The 16,795-nt window shown below is 71.6% G+C and carries 12 protein-coding genes; 4 read left to right on the forward strand and 8 right to left on the reverse strand.

Annotation, left to right across the window (positions count from 1 at the left end):
• The first annotated feature begins 1 nt into the window (after nucleotide 1).
• Together clpB and ACWEVS_RS33180 are read left to right on the forward strand one after the other, a co-directional pair.
• Nucleotides 2-2,617: an ATP-dependent chaperone ClpB gene (gene clpB / locus ACWEVS_RS33175; RefSeq protein WP_452554618.1), complete on the forward strand. Its 2,616-nt coding sequence runs from the start codon at nucleotides 2-4 to the stop codon at nucleotides 2,615-2,617.
• A gap of 130 nt (nucleotides 2,618-2,747) precedes the next feature.
• Entirely contained in the window at nucleotides 2,748-3,851 is a 1,104-nt protein-coding gene (locus tag ACWEVS_RS33180) for a methyltransferase domain-containing protein (protein WP_452414928.1), read from the forward strand.
• 143 nt (nucleotides 3,852-3,994) lie between these two features.
• Here ACWEVS_RS33180 and ACWEVS_RS33185 read toward each other — a convergent pair whose 3' ends face one another.
• From ACWEVS_RS33185 to ACWEVS_RS33195, 3 genes are all read right to left on the reverse strand, one after another.
• On the reverse strand, nucleotides 3,995-5,695 hold the full coding sequence (locus tag ACWEVS_RS33185; RefSeq protein ID WP_452554620.1) for a glycerol-3-phosphate dehydrogenase/oxidase: 1,701 nt from the start codon (nucleotides 5,693-5,695) through the stop codon (nucleotides 3,995-3,997).
• A 70-nt stretch (nucleotides 5,696-5,765) separates the two neighbouring features.
• Nucleotides 5,766-7,283 (reverse strand): glycerol kinase GlpK, encoded by a 1,518-nt coding sequence (gene glpK, locus ACWEVS_RS33190; RefSeq protein ID WP_452554622.1) that lies wholly within the window; start codon nucleotides 7,281-7,283, stop codon nucleotides 5,766-5,768.
• Between the two features lie 33 nt (nucleotides 7,284-7,316).
• Nucleotides 7,317-8,144 carry an MIP/aquaporin family protein gene (locus ACWEVS_RS33195; RefSeq protein WP_452554624.1) on the reverse strand — a complete coding sequence of 276 codons (828 nt, stop codon included), beginning with the start codon at nucleotides 8,142-8,144 and terminating at the stop codon, nucleotides 7,317-7,319.
• A gap of 303 nt (nucleotides 8,145-8,447) precedes the next feature.
• On the opposite strand from ACWEVS_RS33195, the gene ACWEVS_RS33200 reads away from it, so the two are divergent.
• Both ACWEVS_RS33200 and glpK (ACWEVS_RS33205) read left to right on the forward strand, forming a co-directional pair.
• Nucleotides 8,448-9,215, forward strand: coding sequence for an IclR family transcriptional regulator (locus tag ACWEVS_RS33200; RefSeq protein ID WP_452554626.1), 768 nt, complete (start codon nucleotides 8,448-8,450; stop codon nucleotides 9,213-9,215).
• 35 nt (nucleotides 9,216-9,250) lie between these two features.
• Complete coding sequence (glpK, locus tag ACWEVS_RS33205; protein ID WP_452554628.1) at nucleotides 9,251-10,759, forward strand: glycerol kinase GlpK; 1,509 nt, start codon at nucleotides 9,251-9,253, stop codon at nucleotides 10,757-10,759.
• Between the two features lie 32 nt (nucleotides 10,760-10,791).
• On the opposite strand, the gene ACWEVS_RS33210 is transcribed toward glpK (ACWEVS_RS33205), so the two are convergent.
• The 5 genes from ACWEVS_RS33210 to ACWEVS_RS33230 all read right to left on the reverse strand — a co-directional run bounded on the left by ACWEVS_RS33210 (nucleotide 10,792) and on the right by ACWEVS_RS33230 (nucleotide 16,640).
• A complete protein-coding gene (locus tag ACWEVS_RS33210; protein ID WP_452554630.1) occupies nucleotides 10,792-12,345 on the reverse strand; it encodes an amidohydrolase family protein in 1,554 nt (517 codons plus the stop codon).
• Nucleotides 12,346-12,696: 351 nt separating this feature from the next.
• Complete coding sequence (locus ACWEVS_RS33215; RefSeq protein ID WP_354908080.1) at nucleotides 12,697-13,284, reverse strand: GTP-binding protein; 588 nt, start codon at nucleotides 13,282-13,284, stop codon at nucleotides 12,697-12,699.
• Nucleotides 13,265-13,642 carry a DUF742 domain-containing protein gene (locus ACWEVS_RS33220; protein ID WP_354908079.1) on the reverse strand — a complete coding sequence of 126 codons (378 nt, stop codon included), beginning with the start codon at nucleotides 13,640-13,642 and terminating at the stop codon, nucleotides 13,265-13,267. Before ACWEVS_RS33220 ends, ACWEVS_RS33215 begins: the two co-directional genes overlap by 20 nt.
• Nucleotides 13,639-14,055, reverse strand: a complete 417-nt coding sequence (locus ACWEVS_RS33225) for a roadblock/LC7 domain-containing protein (RefSeq protein WP_449918828.1) — start codon at nucleotides 14,053-14,055, stop codon at nucleotides 13,639-13,641. The genes ACWEVS_RS33220 and ACWEVS_RS33225 overlap by 4 nt, the downstream gene beginning before the upstream one ends.
• Nucleotides 14,052-16,640: a nitrate- and nitrite sensing domain-containing protein gene (locus tag ACWEVS_RS33230; RefSeq protein WP_452554632.1), complete on the reverse strand. Its 2,589-nt coding sequence runs from the start codon at nucleotides 16,638-16,640 to the stop codon at nucleotides 14,052-14,054. The genes ACWEVS_RS33225 and ACWEVS_RS33230 overlap by 4 nt, the downstream gene beginning before the upstream one ends.
• Nucleotides 16,641-16,795: the final 155 nt, after the last annotated feature.

A 16,795-nucleotide genomic window follows, 5' to 3' on the forward strand; every position in this document is an offset into this window, starting at 1 on the left:
TGTGGACCCCAACCGCCTGACGCAGAAATCCCAGGAGGCTCTGCACGACGCGCAGACCAAGGCGCTGCGTTTCGGGCACACCGAAGTCGACGGCGAGCATCTCCTCCTGGCCCTGCTCGACCGCCCTGACGAGCTCGTGCCGCGCCTGCTGGGCCAGGCCGGCGCGGACGCGGACCGCCTCAAGGCCGACCTGGAGGCCGACCTCGCACGCCGTCCCCGCGTGAGCGGGCCGGGCGCGGCCCCCGGCCAGGTCTTCGTCACCCAGCGCCTGTCCCGCCTGCTCGACGCGGCCGAACGGGAGGCGCACCGGCTCAAGGACGAGTACGTGTCGGTGGAGCACCTGCTGATCGCGCTGCTGGACGAGGGCGCGCAGACGGCCGGTGGGCGGCTGCTGCGTGAGCACGGCATCACGCGCGACCGGTTCCTCCAGGCGCTCACCGCGATACGCGGCAACCAGCGGGTCACCTCGGCGATGCCCGAGGTCGCCTACGAGGCGCTCGAGAAGTACGGCCGCGACCTGGTGGCCGACGCGGCCGCGGGCAGGCTCGACCCGGTGATCGGCCGGGACGCGGAGATCCGCCGGGTCATCCAGATCCTGTCCCGCAAGACGAAGAACAACCCCGTGCTCGTCGGTGACCCCGGAGTGGGCAAGACGGCCATCGTCGAGGGGCTGGCCCAGCGCATCCACCGGGGCGACGTGCCCGAGGGGCTCAAGGACAAGACGGTCTTCAGCCTCGACATGGGCTCGCTCGTGGCAGGCGCCAAGTACCGGGGAGAGTTCGAGGAACGGCTCAAGGCCGTGTTGAACGAGGTCAAGGCCGCGGAAGGGCGGATCCTGCTCTTCATCGACGAGCTGCACACCGTGGTGGGAGCCGGCGCGGCCGAAGGCGCCATGGACGCCGGCAACATGCTCAAGCCGATGCTCGCCCGCGGCGAGCTGCACATGATCGGCGCCACGACGATGCAGGAGTACCGCAAGCACATCGAGAAGGACGCCGCCCTCGAACGCCGCTTCCAGCCCGTGCTCGTCGACGAGCCCTCCGTCGAGGACGCCATCTCGATCCTGCGCGGCCTGCGCGAGCGGCTCGAGGTGTTCCACGGCGTGAAGATCCAGGACAGCGCGCTGATCGCGGCGGTGGTGCTCAGCCACCGCTACATCTCCGACCGGTTCCTGCCCGACAAGGCGATCGACCTGGTCGACGAGGCGTGCGCCATGCTGCGTACCGAGATCGACTCGATGCCCGCGGAGCTGGACGAGCTGACCCGGCGGGTGATGCGCCTGGAGATCGAGGAGGCCGCGCTGTCCAAGGAGGACGACCCGGCCGGTACGGCCCGCCTGGAGGCGCTGCGCAGGGAGCTGGCCGACCTGCGGTCCGAGGCCGGCTCCATGCGCGCCCAGTGGGAGGCCGAACGGCGGGCGCTGAAGAAGGTCCAGGAGCTGCGCGAGGAGATCGAGCGCGTACGCCAGCAGGCCGAGGAGGCCGAGCGCGCCTACGACCTGAACCTGGCCGCCGAACTGCGTCACGGCAAGCTGCCGGAGCTGGAACGCCGGCTGGCGGCCGAGGAGGAACGGCTGGCGGCCAAGCAGGGCGGGCACCGGCTGCTGCGCGAGGTCGTCACCGAGGACGAGATCGCCGCGATCGTCTCGCGCTGGACCGGCATCCCGGTCAGCCGCCTCAAGGAGGGCGAGCGCGACAAGCTGCTCCGGCTGGACGAGATCCTGCACCAGCGCGTCATCGGGCAGGACGAGGCGGTGCAGCTGGTGGCCGACGCCATCATCCGCGCCCGGTCCGGCATCAAGGACCCGCGACGGCCGATCGGGTCCTTCATCTTCCTCGGCCCGACGGGCGTGGGGAAGACCGAACTGGCCAAGGCACTGGCGGAGGGCCTGTTCGACACCGACGAGAACATGATCAGGCTCGACATGAGCGAGTACCAGGAGCGGCACACCGTCAGCAGGCTGGTGGGCGCGCCTCCCGGGTACGTCGGCTACGAGGAGGGCGGCCAGCTCACCGAGGCGGTCCGGCGCAAGCCGTACTCCGTGGTCCTGTTCGACGAGATCGAGAAGGCGCACCCGGACGTCTTCAACGCCCTGCTCCAGGTGCTGGACGACGGGCGGCTCACCGACGCGCAGGGCCGTACGGTCGACTTCCGCAACACCGTCATCATCATGACGTCGAACATCGGCTCGCAGTACCTGCTCGACGGCGTCACCCCGGACGGGGAGATCAAGCCGGAGAACCGTGAGAACGTCATGGCGGAGCTGCGGCGCCACTTCCGCCCGGAGTTCCTCAACAGGGTCGACGACATCGTCCTGTTCAAGCCGCTCACGCAGGCGGAGATCGAGCGCATCGTCGACCTGATGTTCGACGACATCAGGGACCGGCTGGCCGACCGGCGCCTCAAGCTCGAGGTGACCGACAGCGCCCGGCGCTTCATCGCCCAGCAGGGCTTCGACCCGGTGTACGGCGCGCGCCCGCTGCGCCGGTTCATCGCCCGCGAGGTGGAGACCCGCATCGGCCGGGCGCTGCTGGCAGGCGACGTGGCCGACGGTTCCACGATCACCGTCGACGAGCGCGACGGCGAGCTCGTCGTCACCTTCGGCGCCCACCGATGACCGCGCGCGCCGAGACGCCTGACCTCCACGGGACCCGTCCCCCGAGCGGCCCGCGATCCCCCGCACGCGATCTCATCCCGCGCGCCTGCCTCGCCAGGCGCTCACGGCTTCGCACTCGGAGGACGTCATCATGAACGCCTTGGACACCGGCGTCGAACCCGCCGCCGACCGCACCACCCAGCTCGTCGAGCGCCTCTTCGAGAACACCCTGGGCGCCCTCGAACTGTTCGCGGTCTACCTGGGGGGCGAGCTCGGCCTCTACCGGGCCCTCCAGGAGCACGGGCCGCTGACGGCCGCGCAGCTGAGCGAGCGGGCCGGGATCGCGCCGCGCTACGCCGCCGAGTGGCTGGAGCAGCAGGCCGTCGCCGGGCTGCTGGAGGCCGACCCGGACGTGCCCGGCGAGGAGCGCCGCTACCGCCTGGACCCCGCGTACGTCCCGGTGCTGGTCGACGCCGACGATCCGGCGCACGCCGCGCCGTTCGCGCACATGCTCGCCGGGATCGGGGGCGTCATCTCCCAGGTGGCGCAGGCCTACCGCACCGGCGGCGGCGTGCCGTACGAGTCGTACGGGACGGCCTTCCGCCACGGCCAGGGACACATCAACCGGCCCGCCTTCACCCACGAGCTGGCCGCCACCTGGATCGCCGCCATGCCCGACGTCGTCGAGCGGCTGACGTCGGCGCCGCGCCCGCGCATCGCCGACGTCGGCTGCGGGCAGGGCTGGGCCGCCATCGCGGCCGCCCGCGCCTTCCCGAACGCGCGGGTGGACGGCGTGGACGCGGACGAGTCCTCGATCGCCGACGCGCGCGCCCACGCCGAGCAGGCCGGTCTCGGCGACCGCGTCCGTCTGGTGCGGGCCGACGCGGCAACGCTGCGCGACGGCGGGCCGTACGACCTGGTGCTCCTCATGGAGGTCCTGCACGACCTGTCGCGCCCGGTGGAGACGCTACGGGCGATACGCGAGGCGCTGGCCGACGACGGCGTGCTGCTCGTGGCCGACGAGCGCGTGGCCGACCGCTTCACCGCGCCCGGCGACCCGGTGGAGCGGATGATGTACGGCTGGAGCGTCACGCACTGCCTGCCCACCCAGCTCGTCGAGCAGCCGTCGGCGGCCGTCGGCACCGTGCTGCGGGCCGCCACCGTGGACCGGTACGCCGGGCAGGCGGGCTTCAGCGGATGCACCGTGCTGCCCGTCGCCAACGACTTCTTCCGCCTCTACCGGCTCGACCGCTGACGCCGCCCGCCGTACCGCCGCCCGGCTCACGGCACGACCGGGAAGGGGCCGGGTGCACAGCCACATCAGCAGCAGTCCCGCCGTCGCCAGGACGACGTCGATCAGCACGACGAGCGCGACCATCTCATCGCCACGACCTTCCCTCATCGGGAGAGCGCGGAACGGTCGGGGACGTCCAGTCTGGCGCTGTCGGCCGCCTGGTCGTCCTGCTGCCGCTCGGCCGCGAGCTGGGCCTGGACGTGCAGCCGGTGGTGTTCGGTCTCCCGCCACACGTCGTCCGCGTCCCAGCCGAGCACGCGCGCCATGAGCGCGGCGACCTCGGGCGCGGCGGCCAGGCCCCGGTCCTTCTCCTCGGTCGCGATGCGGGTACGGCGGGCCAGCACGTCCTCCAGGTGCCTGGCCCCCTCGTGCGAGACGGCGTAGACCACCTCGGCCTTGAGACAGTCGCGGGTCCCCGGCACGCACTCGCCCAGCACCGGATCGCCGGCGACCAGCTCCAGCAGTTCCTCGGTGAGCGAGCCGTACCGGCGCAGCAGCCGCTCGACCTTGGCCAGGTCCAGCCCGTAGCGCCGCGCCAGGTGGCGCCGGCCGTTCCACATCGTCTCGAAGCCGACGGCGCCGAGGACGGGCAGCCGGTCGGTGACGGAGGCGGGCACCGCGCCGCCGAGCTCCCGCACCGCCATGTCGATGGCGTCCTTGGCCATCACCCGGTAGGTGGTGTACTTGCCGCCGGCCACGGTCACCAGGCCAGGCGCCGGACGGGCGACCGCGTGCTCGCGCGACAGCGTGGCGGTGTTGGCCGCGTCCCTGGCCGGCAGCGGGCGCAGGCCGGCGTAGACGCCCTCGACGTCCTCCCTGGCCAGCGGGGTGGCCAGCACCGAGTTGACGTGGTCGAGCAGGTAGTCGATGTCGGCGCCGCTGGCCGCCGGGTGCGCCTTGTCCAGGCGCCAGGCGGTGTCGGTGGTGCCGATGATCCAGTGACGTCCCCAGGGGATGACGAACAGGACGCTCTTCTCGGTCGGCATGATCAGGCCGGTGTCCAGGCGGATCCGGTCGCGCCGGACCAGGATGTGGACGCCCTTCGACGCCTGCACGGTGGGCCTGCCGTCGGCGCCGGCCATCTGGCGCGTCTCGTCGGTCCAGACGCCGGTGGCGTTGACGACCTGGCGGGCGCGGACGTGGATCTCCTCGCCGCTGTCCAGGTCGCGCACGCGCGCCCCGCTCACCCGGGCGCCGTCGCGGACCAGGTCGGTGACGCGGGCCCCGGTCATGACGGCGGCGCCGTACTGGGCGGCGGTGCGCGCGAGCATCATGGTGAAACGCGCGTCGTCCACCTTCGCGTCGAAGTACTGGACGGCGCCGACCAGGGACTCGGGGCGCAGGCCGGGAGCCACCGCCAGCGCCTTCCTGCGGCTCATGTGCCGGTGGCGGGGCATGGTGCGGGCGCCGCCGAGAACGTCGTAGAGGGCCAGGCCCGCGCCGACGTAGAGCCGCTCGGCCACCCGGTGCCGCAGCGGGAACATGAACGGCACCGGCCGCACCAGGTGCGGCGCCAGCCGGGTCAGCAGCAGGCCGCGCTCCTTGAGCGCCTCCCTGACCAGCCGGAAGTCCAGCTGCTGGAGGTAGCGCAGGCCGCCGTGGATCAGCCGGCTCGACCGGCTGGAGGTGCCGGCCGCCCAGTCGCGTGCCTCGACCAGCGCGACGGTGAGGCCGCGGGACACCGCGTCCAGCGCCGCTCCGGCCCCGACCACTCCGCCGCCGATGACCAGCACGTCGAACTCGGTCTCACGCATCCTCTGCAGCGTGGCGGCGCGGTGGGCCGGGCCAAGCGGTACAGACGTCATTGCAGAACTCCTTGCGTCGATCAGAGGGATGGACCCGCGGGGACCTGGCCGGCCCCCGCGGATCCGCCAGTCAGTCCAGCTCGACCCAGTCGAGGGTGCGGGAGACGGCCTTCTTCCAGCCGGCGTATCCACGGGACCGCTGCGACTCCGACCAGGTCGGCTGCCAGCGCCGGTCCTCGTTCCAGTTGCGCTTGAGCTCGTCGGTCGACTCCCAGAAACCGACGGCCAGGCCGGCGGCGTACGCGGCGCCGAGCGCCGTGGTCTCGGCCACGACCGGCTTGGACACCGGGACGCCGAGGATGTCGGCCTGCAGCTGCATGCACAGGTTGTTGGCGGTGACCCCGCCGTCCACGCGCAGGACGTCGAGGGCGACGCCGGAGTCCTGCCGCATCGCCTCGACGACGTCGCGGCTCTGGTAGCAGATCGACTCGAGGGTGGCCCGCGCCACGTGGGCGTTGGTGTTGAAGCGGGACAGGCCGACGATGGCGCCGCGGGCGTCCGAGCGCCAGTAGGGGGCGAACAGCCCGGAGAATGCGGGCACGAAGTACACGCCGCCGTTGTCGTCGACCTGCGCGGCCAGTGCCTCGCTCTGCGCCGCGCCGGAGATGATGCCGAGCTGGTCGCGCAGCCACTGCACCGCCGAGCCGGTGACCGCGATCGAGCCCTCCAGCGCGTACACCGGCTTGTCCTGGCCGAACTGGTAGCAGACGGTGGTCAGCAGGCCGTGCTTCGACCGGACCGGCTCGTGGCCGGTGTTGAGCAGCAGGAAGTTGCCGGTGCCGTAGGTGTTCTTGGCCTCGCCGGGCGAGAAGCAGACCTGGCCGACGGTGGCCGCCTGCTGGTCGCCCAGGTCGCCGGACAGGGCGACCTCGCCGCCGAGCGGCCCGCCCGCCAGGGTCGTGCCGTACAGGCGGGGGTCGGACGACGGCTTGATCTCAGGCAGCATCCGCCGGGGGATGCCGAAGAACGACAGCAACTCGTCGTCCCAGTCGAGCGTCTCGAGATCCATCAGCATGGTACGGCTGGCGTTGGTCGGGTCCGTGACGTGCACGCCGCCGTCGGGGCCGCCGGTGAGGTGCCACAGCAGCCAGGTGTCGGTGGTGCCGAAGAGGGCGTCCCCCGCCTCGGCCGCCTCGCGCACGCCGTCGACGTTCTCCAGGATCCACTGGATCTTGCCGCCGGAGAAGTAGGTCGCCGGGGGCAGCCCGGCCTTGCGGCGGATGACCTCACCCCTGCCGTCCTGGTCCAGGGCGGCGGCGATCCGGTCGGTCCTGGTGTCCTGCCAGACGATGGCGTTGTAGTACGGCCGGCCGGTGACCCTGTTCCAGACCACCGTGGTCTCGCGCTGATTGGTGATGCCCAGCGCGGCCAGGTCGGAGGCGACGAGGTTCGCCTGGTTCATCGCGGTCTCGATCACCGCGCGGGTGCGCTCCCAGATCTCGGTCGGGTTGTGCTCGACCCAGCCGGCCTGCGGCATGATCTGCTGGTGCTCGAGCTGGTGCCGGGCGATCTCGTTCCCGCCGTGATCGAAGATCATGAAGCGGGTGCTGGTCGTTCCCTGGTCGACGGCTCCGATGAAGTCGGCCATGACGATCGTGCCTCCTGGATGGGGTGGGGGGTTTCAGACTGCTTCGTAGGCGGGCTTGGCCGCGGGCTGGGCGCCCTCGGGCTCTTGTGCGGGCGGCAGGAACCGGCCGACCAGGACCTCGTACAGGCCGGCGCCGATCAGCCCGCCGATCACCGGGGCCACGATCGGCACCCAGAAGTAGAGCGAGCCGTACTGGTCGTGGAAGGCGGTCTCGTAGCCGGTCAGGAACGAGGCCAGACGCGGGCCGAAGTCACGGGCGGGGTTGATCGCGTAGCCGGCGTTCGTGCCCCAGGCCATGCCGATCGCCACGACGAGCAGGCCGACCACGAAGGGCGCGAGGTTGGCCCCCGGAGAGGAGTTGCGCAGGTCGGTGATGGCGAGGATGAGGAACAGCAGGATGGCCGTGCCGATGATCTGGTCGCGGAAGGCGCCCCACGTGCCGACGGGCAGCGTCCCGTTGCCGGGCAGCGTCGAGAAGACGCCCTGGGTCTTGATGGTGAAGCCGGGGTCGACCTTCGCCAGCACCTCGGCGTAGTTGAACCGGACGATCAGGGCGGCCACGAACGCGCCCGCGGTCTGCGCCAGCGAGTAGGGCAGGACCTTGCGCCACGAGAAGCCCTTGAACACCGCCAGCGCGACCGTGACGGCCGGGTTGAGGTGCGCGCCGCTGACGCGGGCCGCGACGTAGACGCCGAGAGTGACGCCGAGGCCCCACGCCCACGCGATGCTGTCGTGCGCGCCGATCCCCGCGGCGGCCACCTGGGCCACCACGCCGACCCCGAAGAGGATCAGGATCATGGTGCCCGCGAACTCGGCGGCCATTTCACCGAGCAGTCCGCGGGCCTTGAGTCGTTCGGCCATTTCTCTCTCCTCACAGTGCCGTGCTCCCCCGGCGGAAGGCGGGAGCGGACCGTCGCCGTGAGTAGTCGTCCCAGGTGGTGTGACCGGCCTCACGGTTGCCGTGGACGCTAGGTGAGAGAAAACGGAGGGTCAACGGCAAGGTGTCGACAATGTCGAACACTAGTCAGCGATGCCGCGCCGGGTTAGAGTCTGAGAACTATGACGCAGGCTACAAAAGTCCACGTCTGTGGGCGATTGCGTAGATTGCCCGCTCATGGGTGTCGACATTGTCGAACATCTGTCGGCCACACTACGATCGGGCATATGCCAGGTCCAGTTCAGTCCATCGAGCGGGCGGCGGCGATCCTGCGTCTCATCGCGCGCAGCTCAGGCCGGCTCGGCCTCGGTGAGATCGCCAACGCGCTGGGTCTGGCCAGAGGCACCACGCACGGGCTGCTGCGCACCCTGCAGCGGGTGGGCTTCGTCGAACAGGACGACGCGACGGGCAAGTACCAGCTCGGCGCCGCCCTGCTGCACCTGGGCACCAGCTACCTCGACGTCAACGAGCTCCGCTCGCGGGCGATCAACTGGGCCGACGCGCTGGCCGCCCGCAGCGGCGAGGCCGTCCGCATCGGCACCCTCCTCGACGGCCAGATCCTCATCGTCCACCACGTCTTCAGACCCGACGACACCCTGCAGACACTCGACGTGGGCGCGCTGCTGCCCATGCACGCCACCGCGCTCGGCAAGGTCCTGCTCGCCTACGACGTCGGCGCCGCCGCCGCCCTCGGCGACGGCGTCCTGGAAGCCTTCACCCGCCGGACGGTCGTGCAGCCGAAGGCGCTGGCCCGCACCGTCGCTCAGGTCCGCGAGGTCGGCTGGGCCGTCGAGGTCGAGGAGATGACCATCGGAGAGGCCGGCATCGCGGCGCCCATCCGCGGCCACGGAGGACTCGTCGTCGGCGCCATCGGGATCTCCGGCGCCGTCGAACGCATCTGCGACACCAAAGGACAGCCGAACGCCGCCCTGGTGACGTTCGTACGCGACGCGGCGCGCGCGGTCTCCAGGGACCTCGGCGCGGCCCGCTGGTGACCCCCCTCCACCCCCATCTGCCGAGGTAGGATGCCATGGTCATGCGCTACGTGATGTCCATCGATCAGGGCACGACATCCACGCGCTGCATCGTTTTCGACCAACGAGGGCGCCTGGTGTCGGTGGCGCAACGCGAACATCGACAGCACTTCCCCCGACCGGGCTGGGTCGAGCACGACGCCGTCCAGATCTGGCGCAACCTGGAGCGCATCGCACCCGAAGCGCTCTCCCAGGCGGGCATCGGCCTGGACCAGGTGGTGGCGATCGGCATCGCCAACCAGCGCGAGACCACGCTGCTGTGGGACCGGCGCACCGGCGCACCCCTCGGACGCGCCATCGTCTGGCAGGACACCCGCACCGACGCACTCGTCGACCAGTTCGCCGCCCGCCCCGACGCCTCGATGGTGCAGAAGCGCTGCGGACTTCCGCTGGCCACCTACTTCTCCGCCCCCCGCATCCGCTGGCTGCTCGACAACACCCCGGGGCTGCGCGAACGAGCCGAACGGGGCGACGTGCTGTTCGGCACGATGGAGACCTGGCTCATCTGGAACCTCACCGGCGGCCCCCAGGACGGCCTGCACGTCACCGACGTCACCAACGCCAGCCGTACCCTCCTCATGGACCTCGCCTCGCTGGCCTGGGACCCCGACCTGCTCGACTTCTTCGGCATCCCGAGCGCCATGCTGCCGCAGATCCGGCCGTCCACCGAGACCTACGGCCTGGCCAGCCGCGTGCTCCCGGGCATACGCATCGCCGCCGCGCTCGGCGACCAGCAGGCGGCGCTGTTCGGCCAGACCTGCTTCGCGCCCGGCGACGCCAAGTGCACCTACGGCACCGGCAGCTTCCTGCTGCTCAACACCGGCCACGAACCCGTCCGCTCCAGCCACGGCCTGCTCACCACCGTCGGCTACCAGGTGGGCGACCAGCCCGCCGTCTACGCGCTCGAAGGCCCGATCGCCATCACCGGCGCCCTCGTCCAATGGTTCCGCGACGGGCTCGGCCTCATCAACAGCGCCCCCGAGATCGAGACCCTCGCCCGGACCGTGGACGACAACGGCGGATGCTACATCGTCCCCGCCTTCGCCGGGCTCTTCGCCCCCCACTGGCGCAGCGAGGCCCGCGGCGTCATCGTCGGCCTGACCTCCTACATCACCAAGGGTCACCTGGCCAGAGCCGTCCTGGAGGCCACCGCGTGGCAGACACGCGAAGTCGTCGACGCCATGAACGCCGACTCAGGGCTGGAACTGCGCACCCTCAAGGTCGACGGCGGCATGACCGCCGACAACCTCCTCATGCAGTACATCGCCGACGTGCTCGACGTGCCGGTCGTCCGCCCCATGGTGGCCGAGACCGTCTCGCTCGGCGCCGCGTACGCGGCCGGGCTGGCGGTCGGCTACTGGGCGGACCTGGAAGGGCTGCGCCGCAACTGGCACCGGGCCGCCCAGTGGCTGCCCAGCATGGAGCCCGAGCGCCGCGCCACCGAGTACGACAACTGGCACCGGGCGGTGGAGCGGACGTTCGGCTGGATGAAGTCGGGCGGCTGAACGCGTCGCCGCCCCCGGGCCGCCGTCGCCGGTCAGCAGCATCCGGCCATCGCGCCCGCGGCGGCCGTCGTCCCCGCCGGCGGGTGCTCCTTCGCCGCGGCCTCCACCGCCGCCAGCATCCCCTCCCGTTCGGCGGCGGAGAAGAGACGGCCCCTGCTGACCACCGCGTGGATCCGCCGCGTGTTCCCGATGTCCCGCAGCGGGTCGGCGTCCAGGACGACCAGGTCGGCCAGCTTCCCCGCGGTGACGGTGCCCATGTCCCGCTCCCACCCCAGGTGGCGCGCGGCGTCCGAGGTCGCGCTCCGCAGCGCCTGCATCGGCGTCAGCCCCGCCTCGACCAGCAGGCCCAGCTCGTCGTGCAGCCCGAAGCCGGGAAAGACGTACGGCTGGTTGCTGTCGGTCCCGGCGAGGATCCCCACGCCCGCCCGGCGCATCTCACCGACGACGCGCAACCTCGCCTGGAAGTACTCACGCTGCGACGCGACCTCCTCGGGCGTGGCCGGGGCGCCGAGGTCCCCCTCCCAGTACTCCTCGGTACCGCGCGGCAGGTACTTCAGCCGCCAGTCGCCGCGAAAGGTGCCCGCCGGCGAGGCGGACACACGCGACGCGGCCAACGTCGGGGTCTGCCAGGTGCCCCGCTCCGCCAGCCGGGCGAACAGCCGCCCCGCCCTGCGCGCGTCGTAGGTGGCGACGGCCTGCCGTTCCAGCTCCCGCACCCAGACGAACCAGGGGTACGGCCCGCCCTTGGCCCCCACCGGGGTCCCGCCGATCAGGCGGCGGAAGGCGGCCTCGTCGCGCGACGTCGCGAAGAACGTCCCGAACAGGTGCTCCACGCTGCGCTGGCCGAGCTCGGCGGCCTCCCAGAGCGACACGTGGTCCGACAGGTGACCGGCGAACGGCAGGCCCTGCCGCCCGGCCTCGTCCGCGATCGCGGCGTACAGGTGCCGGGGCAGCAAGGAGTAGACCTTGACCAGGTCGGCACCGTCCCGCCGGGTCTCCCGCACCGCCTCGTGGGCGTCGGCCTCCGAGGTGACCGTACGGATGGGGAAGGCCCCGAGGAACGACTCCGGCCCGTCGAGGATGTTGCCCGCCAGCACCATGCGCGGCCCGGCCAGGTCGCTGGCCTCCAGCCTGCGCCGCAGGTCGTGACGGTCAGGGGTACCCCACATCTCCCGGATGCCGGTCACCCCGTTGGCCAGGTACAACGGCAGGTGCAGATCCAGCTTGTCGAGCTCGGTGTGCGCGTGCATCTCCCACAGCCCCGGGATCACGTACTTGCCGCGCAGGTCGACCGACCTGGCCCCGGCGGGAACGGGAGCGCCCGTCCGCCGGCCGACCCACGCGATCCGGTCGCCCGCCAGCACGACCGTCGCGTCCCGAAGGGGCGGCCCGCCGAGCCCGTCGATCACCGTCGCGTCGCGCAGCACGGTGATGCCGGCTCCCGGCCCGCCGGTCGCGGCGCCGGCGGGCGCGGGCCACGACGCCGTCGCCGCACCCGCCCCGGCGACCAGGACCCCGGCCTTCGACAGCCATCCCAGGAACTCGCGCCGCGTCGCGGCACCGTCGTGCGCCCGGTCGTCGTGCATTCGCTCTCCTCGCATCCGTGCGGAGCCACGGGCCGTCAGCGGGGAACGGCTCGCCTGCCGGGACGAGGCTCGGCGCGACGCAGGGGCCGCCGCTGCCGTCCCCTTCCATACCGGAGCAAATCACTCCGATATGTGGGCACACTATAGCGGAGCAAAACACTCCGCAAGTTGTGCCGGAAGGGACCCCGGGCCCTTTACAAAGTAGATTCATGACGGCGAGGGGCGACCCCGCAGCCGCGGGGCCCTGGCCCGGGCCGCGCGGTGCGAAGGTCGCGGGTCAGCCGCCGACCACCGGCATGCGCAGGTCAGCCGCCGACCGCCGCCACGCTCAGGCGGCTCGGAGGTCGCGGGTCAGCCGCCGACCGCCTCCACGCGCATCTCGGCCGCGTGCTTCACCAGCGCGACGAGCACGTCGCGGCTCGACTGCCGCTTCCTGGCGTCGCACATCACGATGGGGATCGACGGGCTGAGCTGGAGCGCGAGCCGTACCTCGTCCAGCTCGTAGGTGGGGGCGCCCTCGAAGGCGTTCACCGCGACCACGAAGGGCGTGCCCCGCCGTTCGAAGTAGTCGATCGACGGGAAGCAGTCGGCCAGGCGCCGGGTGTCGGCCAGCACGACGGCCCCCAGCGAGCCTTCGGCCAGCTCGTCCCAGACGAACCAGAACCGCTCCTGGCCGGGGGTGCCGAACAGGTAGAGGACGTAGTCCTTGCTGATCGTGATGCGGCCGAAGTCCATCGCGACGGTCGTCGTGCGCTTGTCGCTCACACCGGACAGGTCGTCCACGCCGACGCTGCGGTCGGTCAGGGCCTCCTCGGTCCGCAACGGCTTGATCTCGGAGACCGCGCCCACCATGGTGGTCTTGCCCGCGCCGAAGCCACCCGCGACCAGGATCTTGATCGCGGTCGGCATGCGCGGCCCGTCAGAGCGCCCGAAGGCCATCGAGCACCGCCCGGTAGAGGTTCATGTCGTTCATGTCCGCCTCGTAGTGTGGTTCCTGCGCGGAGACGAGATTCCGTTCGTACAGATCCCCGAGAAGCACGCGGATCGTGTTGATGGGCAGGTCGAGGTCCGCGGCGATCTCGGCGACGGACTTCGGCACGCGGCAGATCCGCAGGATCGACAGGTGCTCGGGGTCCAGGCCGGACTCCGGGCCCGGCACCGGCCCCAGAGCGAGCGCCATGGAGATCATGTCGAACGTGCCACTGGCAGGCTGGGTACGCCCGCGCGTGACCACGTAGGGCCGGACGACCTGCGGATCGACCCAGGTGCCGTCGGCGGGCTCGTCCGGCCGGCTCACCGTTCGCCCCCGCCCTGCGCCAGAGTGGTGCGCGCCTCCGAGGTGAGGTACTGGCCGACGCGGGCGACGAGCATGGCCATCTCGTAGGCGACCAGGCCGATGTCGGCCGCCTGGTCGCAGAGGACGGCCAGGCAGGCCCGCTCCCCCGCCACGCTGACGATGAGGAAGCCGGACTTCCACTCGATGACCGTCTGGCGGACCGCGCCGCCCTTCACGTGCTCGGCGACTCCCCTGGCCAGGCTCTGCACCCCGGAGGCCACGGCGGACAGGTGTTCGCCGTCGGTGCGTTCCAACCCCGCGGAGGAGGCCATCAGCAACCCGTCGGAGGACAGCACGATGGCGTGCTCGGTGTTGCCGACCCGGCTGATCAGATCGTCCAGCAGCCAGTTCAGATCTGGGCTGGTACTGGTCACTCGTCGTCTCCCGACCGATCGTCCTGCATGAGCTTGGCCGCCTCGGACCTGCCGAGCTTGCTGCCCATCTGCAGCGAGCCCATCATGGCCCTGATCTCCTCCGGCGAGCGCTCGTCACCGTCGTCCTGCCGGCTCGGCGGCGTGGCGGGGGCTTCGTCGCGCAGCGCGGGGGCCAGGTTGGCCTGGGGCACCCTGAGCGGCAGCCCGGACGGGGTACGGCCGGCCGGCGGGGACTTGGGCAGGTCGGCGGCGGGCGACGCGGTGCTGGACGGCGCGGCGCCGGGTGATGGCGCAGCGGCGCCGGGAGCGGGCGTCGTGTCGGGGCCGCCGAGCGGCGGCACCGTGCGGAGCTGCGGCGCCGAGCGCGGCTGCGACCCCGGGCGGGAGTCGAGCTCCGGGCGGGAGTCCGGCGCTGGGCGGGAGTCCCGGACCGGGCGGCGGTCCAGCTGCGGGCGGGAGTCCGGTCCTGGGCGCGAGTCCGGGTCCGGGTGCGGGTCCAGATCCGGGTGCGGGCGCTGCGCGCTACCGGAGCGCTGGGCCGTACCGGAGCGCTGTGCCAGGTCGGAGACCTGTGCGATCTCGGAGAGCTGGGCCAGGTCGGACAGGTGGGCCATGTCGGAGTGCTGCGCGGTGCGCGGCCGGGGCGCGGTGAAGGTGGCCGTGCGCCCGGCCGCGGGCGCCGCGGTCTGCCTGCGCGGCAGACCCGCGGGCAGGTCGGCCTCCGGGTCGTCGTCGGGTCGTCCCTGGTCCGTCTCGACGAGCTCGCGCGGCAGCAGCACCACGACCGTGGTCCCCCCGTACGCCGAGGAGCGCAGCGACACCTGGATCCCGTGGCGTTCGGCCAGGCGGCTGACCACGTACAGGCCGAGGCGCGCGGTGGTGCCGGTGATGCGGAACTCGGGCGGGTTGGCGATGCGGTCGTTGGCGGCGTCCAGGTCCTCGGGCTTCATGCCGAGGCCGCGGTCCTCGACCTCCACGACGTAGCCGTTGGCCACGAACTGCCCGCCGACCTGGACGTTGGTGTAGGGCGGGGAGAACGAGGCGGCGTTCTCGATGAGCTCGGCCAGCAGGTGGATGACGTCACCGACGGCCCGGCCCACGAGAACGACGTCGCCCATCGGGAGGATGTCCACCCGCGTGTAGTCCTCGACCTCGGCCAGCGCGCCGCGGACCACGTCGACCATGGGCACCGAGTTGCGCCAGGTACGCGCCGGCGAGGCGCCGGACAGCACGATCAGGTTCTCGGCGTTGCGGCGCATGCGGATGGCCAGGTGGTCCAGCCGGAAGAGCTCCTTCAGGTCCTCCGGGTCGGTCTCGCGCCGCTCCATCACGTCCAGCACGCTGAGCTGCCGGTGCACCAGCCCCTGCGTACGGCGGGCCAGGCTGAGCAGGATGTCGCGGATGCTCTGCCGCAGCGCGGCCTGCTCGGCGGCGATGCGGATGGCGGTCTCCTGCACGGTGTTGAACGCCTGGCCGACCTGGCCGATCTCGTCGGCGCCGAACTGGAGCGGGGGCGCCTCGACGGCGACGTCGACGTGCTCGCCGTGCCCGATGCGTTCGACCACCCGGGGCAGCCGCTCGTCGGACAGCTCGTGCGCCGCGTCGCGGAGTTTCTGCAGCTGCGCGAACAGCGACCGCGCCGTGGTGATGGACAGGACGATCGAGGCGATGACCGCGATGAGTCCCAGGCCGCCGGCCAGCACCAGCCGCACGACGACGCCGGCCGCGACGGGCGTCGCGCGGTCGACCACGCCGTCTCCGGCCGTGAGCACCATGGTGTTGAAGTCGGCCAGGGCCTGCTCGGTGGTCGCCTTCCACTGCTCGGCGCCGAACGGGATGCTCTGGGTGCTCTGGCCGTATTCGGCGAGCAGGTTCTCGAGCTCGCCCAGCCGGGTGAACACCGGGCCGCTGAGAAGCTTGTCGTAGGCGGCCCGGTCGGCGCTCGGCAGCTCGGCGGCCGCCTGCTCGGCGACGACGCGCCAGGCGCCCATGGTCTTGATGAACTGCGCGTGCTCCTCGGCGCTCAACCGCCCGGCGGCGAGCGCGCCGGCCAGCAGGGCGTCTTCGGTGGCCATGATCTCTCGCGCCCTGCTCAGCGTCATGAGGGTGCGAATGTCCTTGGCGACCGTCTTGTCATCGATGGTGGCCAGCGAGCCGTACAGCGGATAAAAGGAGTCGATGATGTCGGCGTAGGCGCTGCTGGCCTTGATCCGGCTGGTGCGCCCGGCATCGACAGCTGCCCTGACCTTCGGGAGGCCGTCGAGCTTGGCGAACAGCTCGTCGAGCCGCCGCTCGCCGTCGTCGTCGGTGGCCCACTCGACGATGTCCGCCCGCGCCGCGGTCCTGAAGTCGGCCAGGAACCTGTCCGCTCGCTGGCGCTGCTTGTGCAGTTCCTCCTGGGATCCGGTGGAGACTTCCGCGAGATGCATCATTGAGGCTCTGCGTTCCTTCTGAAGCTCGACGAGCAGCGGCTCGCTGGGGCCTATCACGCTGCTGTCGAGCTGTGCGACCCAGAGCAGGTTGATGCCTTCACGCAGGGTGACCCAGGCCGCGAACGCCCAGAGTGCGGCCAGGGAGAGAAGCATGGCCGTGATCTTGGTGCGCAGGCGGGAATTGCGGGGGCGCATAGTACCTACTCCGCGAAGTCATATGGTTGCATAGCGGCGCTAACGACCCCGGCACTTTAGCAAGGGTCATGATCGTCATACAAGTCAACAAATGTCTTGACAGAATAAGATTT

Source organism: Nonomuraea sp. NPDC003754 (assembly GCF_053605785.1).